The sequence below is a fragment of the Microcoleus sp. Pol14D4 genome (genome assembly GCF_036701245.1).
GTDB lineage: Bacteria > Cyanobacteriota > Cyanobacteriia > Cyanobacteriales > Microcoleaceae > Microcoleus.
In genome coordinates, this window is sequence record NZ_JAUBQM010000115.1 from 1 (window position 1) to 13,103 (window position 13,103).

Below are 13,103 nucleotides of genomic sequence, written 5' to 3' on the forward strand. Positions count from 1 at the left end.
CCTCATTCTCTCCTGGCGCGGTGGCTCTAGTTCTTCTTTTGCCACCGTTCTCATCTTTGGTTAGTCTAAACTACAGTTTCTCCCAAACGTCGAGGAAATTGTGCCGGATGGCCAGAAGGTAAACTTCGTACTCAAAGATGTCGCTATCCCGTGATTAAAAAGGCTAAAGGTCGGTTCCAAAAATCACCAAAAGTCGTAACTTAACCTTGAAAACTCTTTCTAAATTCACTAAAATTTCACTCCGCTAACCAGGAGTCAATTTATGCTTAGTCTAAACTCCAATCTAGATGAAGTATTTAACACTAAGTCCGACACCAAAAATTAATGTTCTTGTGGGGCGGGTACTGCAGCCCGCCCAAATGAATTTATGCTGCTTTAGCCGGACAGGATCTTACCCATTGCTTAACTTACAAATTGCAACTCATATCCCCCGATAATTGACTGAAACGCGCATTTTCCCGATAGTCTACCGGACAGTCAATAACGCAAGGAATATCTTGAGCAAGGGCTTCTTTCAGAATCGGAATTAAATCTGTTGCAGATTCCACTCGATAGCCTTTTAAACCCATACTTTCCGCAAATTTCACAAAATCGGGGTTGCCAAATTTGACGAAATCTGAATGACCAAAATAATCTTGCTGCTTCCATTCAATTAACCCGTAACCGCCGTCATTAAATATCAGCGTCACAAAATTAGTACCGACTCGCAAAGCAGTTTCTAACTCTTGGCAATTCATCATAAAACCACCGTCGCCAGTGGCTGCTATTACTTTGCGATCGGGATAAACGAGTTTTGCAGCTACCGCACCCGGAATCGCAATTCCCATCGCCGCAAATCCGTTAGAAATCAGACAGGTATTCGGGCGATCGCAATGATAGTGCCGCGCGATCCACATTTTGTGAGCTCCCACATCCGATATAAGAATATCTTCCGGGCCCAGGACTTGCCGCAAATCGTAAATGAGTTTTTGTGGCTTGATCGGGAAACCGTCGTCGGCTGCATATTGTTCGTACCCAGCGCGAATATCCGCCCGCAATTGCTTAGCAAAAGGGTCTACTTTCTCCATGCGATCGGCACGCTGCAAAATTTCATTGAGGGAATCAGAAATATCTCCCACAACTTCTATAAGAGGAATATAACTGCTGTCAATTTCTGCTGGCAAAGATCCAATGTGAATAATCGGAATTTTTCCTTCTGGATTCCACTTCTTCGGGGAATATTCAATCAAATCGTAGCCAACAGCAATCACTAAATCCGTTTCTTCAAAAGCACAGCTAATATAATCCCGTTTTTGCAGTCCCGTCGTCCACAGTGCCAAAGGATGAGTGTAAGGAATTACACCTTTGCCCATGAAAGTATTAGCTACGGGAATATTCAATCGAGTAGCAAATTGTGTCAAAGCATCGCTGGCGTTAGCACGGATCGCGCCGTTTCCTACTAAAAGCAGAGGACTTTTAGCCTTGGAAATTGCCACAGCAGCTTTATTCAAGCTTTGGTAAGCGCCAAAAGTTTTTTCGCGGTTGTCTTTGGTGAGCGGATTTCCTTCAGCAGGCATTGCTGCGATGTTTTCAGGTAAGTCAATGTGAACTGCTCCGGGCTTTTCACTTTGAGCTACTTTAAAGGCTTTGCGGACAATTTCTGCCGTCGTGCTGGGGCGAACAATTTGAGCATTCCATTTAGTAACTGGCTCAAACATGGCAACCAAATCTAAATATTGGTGCGATTCTATGTGCATCCTGTCTGTGCCGACTTGTCCGGTAATTGCTATTAAAGGAGCGCCGTCTAAATTGGCGTCAGCCACTCCTGTCATTAAGTTAGTTGCGCCTGGACCCAAGGTGGACAAGCAAACGCCGGCTTTGCCGGTGAGACGACCGTAAACGTCGGCCATGAAAGCCGCGCCTTGTTCGTGACGAGTAGTAATAAATTTAATTGAAGAGTTTCTCAGGGCTTCTAGAATTTCTAAATTTTCTTCTCCGGGAAGTCCGAAGACGTATTCGACGCCTTCATTTTCTAAACATTTCACCAATAGTTGAGCTGTGTTCATTTCCGTTTCTCTCCTCGGTTAATGGGGGTTTTTGGTCTTTTTCAACCGATCGCAAAAATACTATACGGACATTTTTAACCGCAGGTAAACGCAGATAAACGCAGACTTATGTAGATTTGTGCGATCGGTTGATAGAGTGGGAGCTTATTTCACCCACACTGTTTTAATGTTAACAAATTCGTGAATTCCTTGGATGCTCAATTCGCGTCCGTAACCGGAGCGTTTGATGCCACCGAAGGGCAATCTCGGGTCGGATTTTACTAAACCGTTGATGAATACCGCGCCGGCCTCTAGTTCGGAAATAAAGCGATCGCTCTCTGAGTTTACTGTAGTCCAAGCTGACGCACCCAAGCCAAAAGATGTGCTATTTGCGAGTTCGATGGCCTCATCGATGCCTGCAACTCGGAATACTAAAGCTACAGGCCCGAAAAATTCTTCTTGACGGGCAGAGGCATTCGGCGGAATGTCTGCCAGAATAGTTGGCAAGTAGAAATTGCCGGTCTTCTCTGACAATGGGCGGCCACCTGTCAGAAGTTTTGCTCCCGATTGGATGCAAGTTTGTACTTGATTGTCCAAGTCTTTGAGGATTGCGGGAGTAGCTAAAGGGCCGATATCGGTTTCTGGCAACATCGGATCGCCTACTTTTAATTGCTCGAATTTTTCGACAAATCCTGTGATAAATTCGTCGGCAATCTCTTCTACTAAAATAAAGCGTTTGGCGGCGATGCAAGATTGACCGTTATTGAGCATCCGGGATGTCACAGCAGTTGATAAAGCTGCTGCTACATCGGCGCTGGACATTACAATAAATGGGTCGCTCCCTCCCAATTCCAGCACTACTTTTTTCAAATTTTTGCCCGCATTTGCTGCCAAACTTTCACCCGCTGGTTCGCTACCAGTGAGAGTTGCTGCTTTTATACGATCGTCCGCAACGATATCGGCTACCTTGTCCGAACCCACTAACAAAGTTTGAAAAACTCCTTCGGGAAAGCCAGCAAGCGTAAAAATTTCTTCGATTTTCAAAGCGCACTGAGGCACGTTGGAAGCGTGTTTGAGCAAGCCGACATTGCCCGCCATCAGCGCGGGCGCCGCAAACCGAAAAACTTGCCAAAATGGGAAATTCCACGGCATAACGGCTAAAATAGCGCCCAGCGGTTGGTAGCGGACAAAGCTGCTGGTAGCATCGGTAGTTGCCGGTACGTCTGCCATAAATTGAGCTGCATTTTTGGCGTAATACCGACAAACTAAGGCGCATTTTTCCACTTCGCCGATCGCAGATTTTAGCGTTTTGCCCATTTCCAGGGTCATCATTTCAGCGTAAATTTCGCGATCGCGCTCCAAGATGTCCGCAGCTTTCTGCATCCACAGAGCTCTCTGCTCAAACGGCAGTTGGCGGTATTTTTTAAAAGCTTGCTGTGCTAATTCCAGCTTAGCTTCTATTACCTCATCCGCGATCGGCTCGAAGGTTTTCAGCGTTTCTCCCGTTGCCGGGTTGATAGTAGCAATAGCCATTGTTTCATCTCCTGTGTGAAAAACACAAAACTCCCTGCTAGTTTTCAGCCTCGGCAGGGAGTTGTATCAAGGTATTACAAAATAGGAATTTACCCGCCACGTTTTCTTTTAGGTCTTGCGAAGTTGCAAGTGCCGCGATTTGTTTAAATTTCTCTACTTTTAATTATAGTTCACAGTCTCGATCGCAAATCTTAAGAAAATTTGTCTTTCTGAAATCACGCACAAATCTCAATAACAGGCTAGACGGCCTGTTCCACAAAAGTTAAATATTCTTGTGGGGCGTCCCCCCCGCCCCTGATATAGTTTCCGGTTGCATCGGAATAATAAAATCGAGTCAACAGTTAACACTCAACCATTCAGTTTTTCGACCCGCCCGTCAACAGTCAACAGTCAACAGTCAACAATTCCGGAGGAGTAAAACCGGAATTGATATGACAGCTTTATTCGCAACTAATGGTGCAAGATGGATGAAATATCTTGTCCGGTGTCCCGCCCGCTTTGCATTCTCAAGAACAGACCTGACGGCCTGTTCCATTACACATTTCTCAATTCCTCTCCCTCAAACAGACTGTTCCTGGACGTAATCCTGCACGTAAGACTGATAGTAATACCTGCTGCCTTTATCGTTATTCGCCACCATTCCCAACAGCGGAATTCCCGCCATTTTCAAATCTTCAAAAGCCAACAACAGCGCCTCCCGCTCAGTTTGATGCAGCCCCACTACCAGCATCAATCCGTTAGTGTGAGCCGCCAACAAATTCGCATCCGCCAAACCTAAAAGCGGTGGAGTATCGTAAATAACTAAGTCAAAATGACTTGACAAAGCTGCCATTAAATGCTGCATTTTTCGGGAAGAAAGCACCTTTGTGGGATCGAGAGGAACCGGGCCGGAAGTTAACACAAACAAATTTTCATCGCGGGGCGATCGCAAAATCAACTGTTGCACATCCACATCATCCGCGATCGCATTGTGCAAGCCTTGCCAATTCGGTAAACCCAGCATTTCGTGTACCTGCGGGCGCCGCAAATCGGCATCAACTAACAGCACTTGCTGGCCCATTGCTGCTGCTGCCCGCGCCAGATTGACTGCTACAGTAGACTTGCCATCAGCTACTTGACAAGAAGTAATTACACAAGAATTGATGGGAGTATCAAGGTGGAGTAAGCGAATATTCGCATTGAGCGATCGAAAAGCTTCTTGAAAAGCATCCGTCGGCATCGGCGAAATTGCCACATCCACCGGGCTTGTCTCAGCAGGAGGAAGTCTCAAAATTTTATCGCTAGCAGGAATTACCCCCAACAAAGGCAGGCGAATCGACTGTTTGACATCCTCTGGAGTTTGGAACACCGTTTTATTTTTAAACCGTTCCGCCAACTGCGCCGCCAGCATACCAAACAGCAAACCAGCCAATCCCCCCAAAGCCAAATTCAAAGGCATAATCGGAGCAACAGCCATCAACTCGCCATTTTTGTAACGCGGAATTTCCGGCTTAGCAATAACTTCCCAAGCCACCTCTTTTTTGCCCACAGCTTCAAGCTGCAAAGCTTGCTGTTTTGCCAGCAAACTATTCAGCGTATTGTTAGTCAAATCCAACTCGCGCTGCAAATCCGAATAGCGCCGCAAAATCACCGGTAATCCTTGAGAGTATTGATTCAACTGCTTAGCAGCTTGTTCCAAAACTTGATTCCGCACGCCCAGCACCTGAATTAAATTAGCAGTACCAATAAACTGCTCGATTAACTTAATCCGCACCGGATCTTGAAAAGCCAGCACTTGCGAATTTACCTTAGCTAAATCAGTGCCCAGAACCTGTTGGGCTTCTTTCTTCAATAAAGGAATTAGGTTTTTGCGCTGTTCTCGCAACAATTGCATTTGCGGAGTTTCGTCTGTAAACGTAGCCGAGTTAATCGCAATTTGCCCTTCTAATTGCTGCAATTGAGTCAGCATCGCTTGATAGCGGGGAGCTTGACTCAGAGCAGAGGCCATCAGCGCTTGCTTCTGGTTCAGTCCGAGCTGATTTTGCAGATTGGAATAGAGCAATCTCTGCTGATTGAGCTGCGTTTGCGCGTCCAATCTTTGCGTTTGAAGTTGGCTGATTTGCTGCGCGAGTTGTTGGGTTTGAATTTGCGGATCGATGAAATTGTACTGCTGCCGCAACTTTTGAATTTCTGTTTGCAGAGCTTGTTGACGCTTTCGCTGGTTGGGAATTTGCGATTTCACAAAATCCAGAGTCTGACTAATTTGAGTTGTGGTATCTTGCACGCTGTAGTTGCGGTAGCCAAGCGCAACTTTTTCCAAAACAAACTGAATTTTTTTCGGGTCATAATCCCGATATCTAACTTCGATAATCTTGGTATTTTTGAAGCGATTAATTGACAGCCTGGTTTCCTGAGAAAACGGCAAATTATCTGCTTTTTGGTTCAAGAGGTAGCTGTAATTTATTTCGGGATACTTAGCCTGCAACTGTTTAATAATCGGCGACATTACTTGCGGGCTTTGCAAAACTTGAATTTGAGATTCGTAGTCAAAACCGCCCTTTTCTTCGGTCGCCGGGGCCGCTGGTTGCAGTTTCAGCTCACCGGAGTAGATTTTTGCTAAAGTATTTTGAGTAACCGCGGGTTCTACTAATAATTGAAAGCGCCCTTCGTACTCGTTTTTTTGATTCAGTGTCCAGGCGAAAACCCCGGTGGTTACTGCCGCTGCTACGCCGATGACTAAGATAGAGCGACTGCGGCAAACTTCCCAAAAACTTAACTCTTCTTCCTCGGTTTTCTCTCTGCCTAAAAATTGATCTTCTGCATAAAGCCCGGAAGAAATTTTTTGCAGCTCAGCGGCTTTTTTATGATTAAACAGTGCTACTTGAGATTGTTTCCCTGGTTTCATTTGATTTCTACAACTTATTAGTTTAAACGTCTGTACCGCTGGCGGAGTTTCAGGAAACCGGTTGATTCCTAGATATTTCATTACCAAACCGCTATTTTTTCTAGAAAGCGGGTTTCTGACGTGTTAATGCCAGTCTATTCAAATCACCGAAAAATATCGAACAACCGAAATATTCCTAACAGCGGGCTGAGAGGAGCAAGAGTCCCCCCTACATTATCCGAGAACGTAGCGCGACCCGATCTCCTTACCATAATTACATCATTATTTTTTAGTTTGGGATTAGTTTCTTCATTGGCAGTTGCAGAAAAATTAACCTTAACAGTTAGCTGGGAAACTGTGCCGTTAGGATTGAGGCGAATTAAATCCACCGAATCCATTTGAGCGCGCGCTTTATTAAAACCTCCCGCTGCTACCAGCGCTTGATTTAAAGTAGTGTTGGGAACCACCGCAATCGCTCCCGGCTTCACGACTTCTCCCACAATGTTCACCTTAATCGTATCAGGTGAAAAATTAGAATTAGCCACTTGTTCATCTTGGGTTCCCTCGATATCTTCGGCTTTGGGAACGATTACCGTATCTCCCTGTTGCAGCGCTAAATCTTGGGATACATCTCCCCCTTCCAAAAGTTGCCACAAATTCACATTAATAATTTGCTCTGTACCCGCCCGTGTCAGGCGGCGAACTTGTATTTGTCTGATATCAGCTACCGGGGTAATGCCGCCGGCCATTTTAATTGCCCTCGTTACAGTTTGCTGCAAAACAGTTTCCCCGCTGTTGGTTTCGCTGGCAGCAAACAAACCAGAATTTTCACCCATTTCATTCTCTTGTACCCTACTTTGAGCCTCTTTTGCCAAAGTATAAGTACCGGGGCGAGTTACTTCGCCCACCACAGCAATATTAATTGGTTGAGTGCTTTGTCCGGTAATGTTAGCTACTGCTAAAGTCGGTGCTTCTTGGCGGTTGAGGCTAGTTACAGTGGGAATGAATATAGTATCGCCGTCGCGCAAAGTCATATCGGCCCGCAAATCGCCGTTTTGCAATAATTCCCACAAATCCACACTAATAATTTGTTCCGGTGCGTTGCGCTGGGGGCGGCGGATTTTGATTTGCCGCACGTCTGCTGACTGCGTAATTCCGCCGGCCATTCGCAGAGCCCGCGATATCGTTGGCATTTGAGTTCCCATTTGCTCTGCTGTGCCTCCGGGGCCTGCTGCTGAGGATATTGTATAGGCTCCGGGGCGGTTAATTTCGCCCGCGATCGCAATTTGCAAAGGACGCGCTGCCAGCAGTTTGAGGGTAATCCAAGGACGTTTGAGGTATTTGCCGTATTTGTCTTTAACAGCATTAGAAGCTTGTTCTAAGGTCATCCCGTACACCGAAACGCTGCCAATTAACGGCAAACTCAGGGAACCGTCGGCCTGTACTTGGTGTTGACCGTTGGGCCCGCTGTATTCCGGGACGTTGAAGATGTCCATTTGAATACGATCGCCCGCGCCTAAAGTGTAAACTTCCGATCGTACACTTGAAGGTTCACTTGCCGGAATCGCCGGAAATCCCTGAACAGGAGGCATGGGTACGGGAACAGCAGAACCAGGAGGAGGAGGAGGAGAGAAAGCAGGAGGAGGAGGCAAAAACTGAGCCATCCCCGGAGATGAACCTGCAGCCAGCGCTGACACTGTTAAAAATTTGACCGTGAAACCTTTGACAGTATTGAATTTTGAATAGTTTTTGCTCACCATCGCCTTTTGCCCCTATCCGCTTCCTACCCCGCCACCATCAAATGTAACCCAACTCTTCTAACTTGCTTAGAACTTTTTTAACACTCTCTTCCACAGTTTCTCGCTCTGTGTAACAAATAATCTCAGGATTGAGCGGTTCTTCATAAGGATCGTCAATTCCCGTAAAACCCTTAATTTCTCCTGCTCTGGCCTTAGCGTATAGTCCCTTGACATCGCGACCTTCGCACACTTCTAACGGCGCGGTGATATATACTTCAACAAAATTGGGCTCCATTGCTCTAATTTCGTCGCGAATTGCTCTGTAGGGGCTAATAGCTGCAGTCATTACGCCTACTCCATTGCGGCTCAGCAGGTGAGCTACAAATCCAATCCGCCGAATATTAGTATCTCGGTCTTCTTGGCTAAATCCTAAACCTTTTGACAAGTTGGTGCGAACGACATCTCCATCCAATATTTCAACTTTGCAACCTCTTGCCTTCAATTCGGGTTCGAGAGCCTTGGTGATAGTTGTCTTGCCGGAACCGCTCAGCCCGGTGAACCACAAAATAAAACCTTTTTCCATTTTCAGCCGTTAATTAGTAACTGGGAAATTATTAAGACGTACAACTTTATAGATGCAGTTCCCTTTTTTCTATTATCGTTATTCGCGGTGTAATATTGGCAATATTTACACGCCAAAAATGAGAAATCAAAATTTGCGATCGCTCATGCAGTCATTTAGTAATAAAAGTGTGCGCTCGTTGTATAATTCCCCATTTATTATTTGTCAAGTCTTTACAAAGTAAAATTCACTTCGCGATCGCCAACGCCGAACATCTATCCGTAGCGCACTCATCACCTTAATCTAAAATCTAAAATGCTATTGCCCATGTCTTCGGTCTTAAAAGCAGATGTTTTGGTAGTCGGTGGCGGCACCGGTGGCACTGCAGCAGCCGTGCAAGCAGCCCGCCGAGGTGCCAAAACTATTTTAGTAAGCGAATTCCCCTGGCTGGGAGGAATGCTGACTTCCGCTGGCGTTTCGGCCCCCGATGGCAATGAATTAGCAGCTTTTCAAACCGGTTTGTGGGGCGCGTTTCTCCGAGAACTCCAGCAGCGACAGCCGGGAGGTTTGGATTGGGGGTGGGTCAGTTTTTTTACTTACGATCCCCGCACCGGTGCTGAAATTTTCGCTGATTGGGTTAAATGTTTGCCGAACTTGCACTGGATTTCGGGACAAAAAGCTCACGATGTGCTGTATGAAGGAGATCGCATTTCTGGCGTTCAATTTGCAGATTTTACGGTTTCGGCCAAAATCACTTTGGATGCAACGGAATTGGGAGATTTGCTGGCTTTAGCGGAGGTTGGACACCGCTGGGGTTGGGAATTCCAAGCCGAGTGGGGAGAACCCAGCGCGCCGATCGCCTCTAATGATCTCACAGAGAGCTATTCGGTGCAAGCTCCGACTTGGGTGGCAATCATGCAGGATTTTGGCGAAGGTGTGGCCGGGCCAGAAATTCCCGCGCCGCCTATTGACAATCCCGATCGATTTATCGGTGCTTGGGACAGTTACACTCCCGAACAATTTCTCAATTACGGCAGGCTTCCGGGCGGATTGTTGATGATTAATTGGCCCATTCGAGGTAATGATTATGGTGAAGGGGTCGATCGACTCATTAAATCTGAAGCATCTCGACAAGAATTCCTGCAAGAAAGTCTGTGGCACACTCAAAGTTTCGCCCGCTTCATTCAAACGCAACTCGGCCGCCGCTACGGCTTAGCACAAAATATTTTCCCCATTTCAACGATCGACAATCAACAAAATTCTTCCATTCTTCCTTCTTTTGCCTTACATCCTTACTACCGAGAAAGTCGGCGCTTGCGAGGGATAAGTACAGTCAGAGAACAAGATATTTTGCCTATTGCCGGTGGAAGAGTCGCGAAGTTGCCGATAAATTATCAGGGCATTTGTGAAACAATTGCGATCGGGAATTATGCCAACGACCACCACTACCCCAGTGGCGACATTCCCTTGCAGCCAAAATCCATCCGCTGGGGCGGCCGCTGGACGGGAACTCCGTTTACCATTCCTTACAGCGCCCTAATTCCTGCGAGTACAGACGGTTTGCTAGTCTGCGAAAAAAATATTTCCGTCTCTCACATCGCCAACGGTGCAACTCGCTTGCAACCGACGGTAATGAATATTGGACAGGCGGCGGGGATGGCGGCGGCTTTGTGCGCGGAATCTGGATGTCAGCCGCGAGAGTTGCCGGTGAGAGTTTTGCAGGAAGCTTTGCTGCAAGATTCCGAGGCGAGTGCGGCGGTTATTCCTTTATTTAATTTGACACGGGGGCGATCGGACTGGCTCGACTGGCAGCGCTATTATCTCGATCGGCCTGAAGCATATCCCGCCAGCGGCGAATGTGAGGAGTCAGTAGAGAAACCAAGCAGTCAAACAGCAAATACCCACAGCCAATTTTTTGGCATTTTCCGCCGCCTCGGCGAACAAGACTGGACACTAACGCTGATAAGCCCTGCATCCTTAGTCGGTCAAACTTGGCAACTCGTGACTTTGGACTCGGAAACCGACAGATTTTTACAAAATTGTGAAACCGAAAAGCCTATGACAGTATGGGGCAGGCTGAATTCGGCAGGTGCTTGGCTGCTGGCGGGAGCAGTAGAATTGAAGACGTAAGGTTTTTTGCACAGATCCGAAAATTGCACAGATATCTATCCTGATCGATCGGGGCAAGTCCGTATCACGTAATAGACACTGACACGGATACTACCCATGCAAACCTACACTGCAATTGCTTTACTGAGCCTGTTGGGCATTACCTTGAGTGCCAGCGCCGCTCAAGCTTTTGAATCTTCATTCCCCATTGTCGCAACTGCCACCGCCCAATATATGTTGTCAGCCCAAACTCAACAAAAGGGTGAGCGCGGTCCTGAAAGGGGCAGCGGACGCAGAAATTTTACTGAGCCTAATGTTTACATTCATCCGCTACAAGATTTCTAATCGCACTTGACGCAAGTGATTACCACAACTGAGTTGCTTCGGGCCGTTCATTTGAGCACTCGATCGGATTTTCTGGGATTCTAGTTTTTCAGGTTAAGCGACAACTGCACTTTTTGTGGACAGTTCTGAGGAGATTCTTTTTTGTGTGATAAATGTTAGCATATAAACGGGGAACCGCCATCTACCTAGAGATAGATTCTAGTATGTGGCGGTTTTGTATTGAAAACGCTTCAATTAAACAGTAACTAACCACAGGCATCTGATCGTCTGGGTTTTTCAACCGATATCCCTCGCCCTCTAAGCCTTATTTTGGCATTGCACAATTTGAGGACGATTCTTGTGGGGTGTCCCGCCTGCTGTGAAAATACAGCAGACGGCCTACGAGCTCCCATCCCACAAAACCATCAAAATCTTCCCGCAATTACGCAACAGCCTTATTTTAGTCGATCGAACTTGGTTTCGGCATCCATGACTATTCAAGAATTAGGAGCTCGGAGTCGCCTCAAATTCCTGGGAGCGCAACAGTTATTTACCTTCTCCCCCCCACAGGTAGGGTTTAATTTTCAACGGCTGCACTATAATAAACGTGCGATAACTAACTTATATATAGGTAAACTGTCAGCGCAGAGGGTGCAGCAATCTACTTAAATTAGCCACCAATAAGAACCACTTATGCGGTGTGGATAGCCTTTAAGCCCATGCCCCTGTTACCTCAGGGAAATTAACTAACCTGAATATTAGGGTAGCTGGCAAGCTTTCCGGCGACAGTCGGCTATGCTTGATTCGGCGCTCTCGCAATAATTTAATGGAGGATAACAAAATGCCTCCTAATTTGGCTATTTCGGGGATAGTGATGAAAAATGACTCTTTGGATCTGGTCAAAAGCCTCAGCCCTAGTGCAATGGATCAGATCATGCTATATCTGGCGTTTAGCGCCATGAGAACCAGTGGGCACAGGCACGGGGCGTTTCTAGACGCGGCCGCAACGGCGGCTAAGTGTGCCATTTATATGACTTATATGGAGCAGGACAACAACCTGCGGATGACCGGACACTTGCATCACATTGAGCCTAAACGGGTGAAGGTGATTGTTGAAGAAGTCCGGGAAGCTCTGACTCAGGGAAAATTGCTGAAAATGTTGGGTTCGCAAGAACCTAGATATTTGATTCAGTTTCCTTATGTCTGGTTAGAACAGTATGGTTGGATGCCGGGACGCCCTCGCATTCCGGGAAACAATTTGACTGTAGATGAAAAAAAATATCTCGAAGGCAAGATTCCTCCGAATCCGCCCGACGCTCAACTGATCAATTCTTTTCAGTTTATGGAGTTGATCGAGTTTCTGCACAGGCGATCGCAAGAAGATATGTCTCCTGAAAGGCGAATGCCTTTGAGCGAAGCTCTAGCAGAACACATTAAGCGACGCTTGATCTATTCTGGGACAGTGACTCGTATTGATTCTCCTTGGGGAATGCCGTTTTATGCCCTCACTCGCGCTACTTACTCTCCGGCAGAGCAGGAAGAGCGGACATTTACTATGGTTGAGGATACGGCTAGATATTTCCGGCTGATGAAGGATTGGGCGGAAAAACAACCGAATGTGATGCGAATTATGGAGACTTTGGATATTCCGCCGGAACGGCTCGACCAAGCCCTTGAGGAATTAGATGAAATTATTCGCAATTGGGCCGATCGCTATCACAAGCGGGGCGAACCGACGATGATTTTACAAATGGTTTTTGGGCCGCAAGACGACGCTTAGTTTGATTAACTATTAATCATTAGTCATGAGTTGATTGCGGGAGACTAATGACTAATGATTAATAGGTGATAGCTGGCGAGGCAGAAACCGGGTTGGGTGCATCTCAGTTTGGCAAATACATCAAAGTGAAAGTTGACCGTTGAGATAAGCACAGCGAAGAGCAAGGATA

General features: G+C 46.6%; 8 protein-coding genes. 3 read left to right on the forward strand and 5 right to left on the reverse strand.

From position 1 onward, the window contains the following. Window positions 1-407: 407 nt before the first annotated feature. From QUA33_RS25895 to cysC, 5 genes are all read right to left on the reverse strand, one after another. Window positions 408-2,045 carry an acetolactate synthase large subunit gene (locus QUA33_RS25895; RefSeq protein ID WP_333152379.1) on the reverse strand — a complete coding sequence of 546 codons (1,638 nt, stop codon included), beginning with the start codon at window positions 2,043-2,045 and terminating at the stop codon, window positions 408-410. 144 nt (window positions 2,046-2,189) lie between these two features. Beyond that, window positions 2,190-3,557 (reverse strand): NAD-dependent succinate-semialdehyde dehydrogenase, encoded by a 1,368-nt coding sequence (locus QUA33_RS25900; RefSeq protein WP_333152381.1) that lies wholly within the window; start codon window positions 3,555-3,557, stop codon window positions 2,190-2,192. A 559-nt stretch (window positions 3,558-4,116) separates the two neighbouring features. After that, the gene (locus QUA33_RS25905; RefSeq protein WP_333152383.1) at window positions 4,117-6,441 is read right to left on the reverse strand and encodes a polysaccharide biosynthesis tyrosine autokinase; all 2,325 of its coding nucleotides are present in this window, start codon (window positions 6,439-6,441) and stop codon (window positions 4,117-4,119) included. Window positions 6,442-6,584: 143 nt separating this feature from the next. Then, window positions 6,585-8,180, reverse strand: coding sequence for an SLBB domain-containing protein (locus tag QUA33_RS25910; protein WP_333152385.1), 1,596 nt, complete (start codon window positions 8,178-8,180; stop codon window positions 6,585-6,587). 37 nt (window positions 8,181-8,217) lie between these two features. Then, entirely contained in the window at window positions 8,218-8,742 is a 525-nt protein-coding gene (gene cysC / locus QUA33_RS25915; protein ID WP_333152387.1) for an adenylyl-sulfate kinase, read from the reverse strand. A gap of 306 nt (window positions 8,743-9,048) precedes the next feature. Here cysC and QUA33_RS25920 point away from each other — a divergent pair, with 306 nt between their 5' ends. The 3 genes from QUA33_RS25920 (at window position 9,049) to hetR (ending at window position 12,934) form a co-directional block, all read left to right on the forward strand. Continuing rightward, the gene (locus QUA33_RS25920; protein WP_333152389.1) at window positions 9,049-10,851 is read left to right on the forward strand and encodes an FAD-dependent oxidoreductase; all 1,803 of its coding nucleotides are present in this window, start codon (window positions 9,049-9,051) and stop codon (window positions 10,849-10,851) included. Between the two features lie 96 nt (window positions 10,852-10,947). Further along, window positions 10,948-11,175 carry a heterocyst-inhibiting protein PatX gene (gene patX / locus QUA33_RS25925; protein WP_333077350.1) on the forward strand — a complete coding sequence of 76 codons (228 nt, stop codon included), beginning with the start codon at window positions 10,948-10,950 and terminating at the stop codon, window positions 11,173-11,175. An 853-nt stretch (window positions 11,176-12,028) separates the two neighbouring features. Then, entirely contained in the window at window positions 12,029-12,934 is a 906-nt protein-coding gene (gene hetR / locus QUA33_RS25930) for a heterocyst differentiation master regulator HetR (RefSeq protein WP_333077431.1), read from the forward strand. Window positions 12,935-13,103 lie beyond the last annotated feature (169 nt).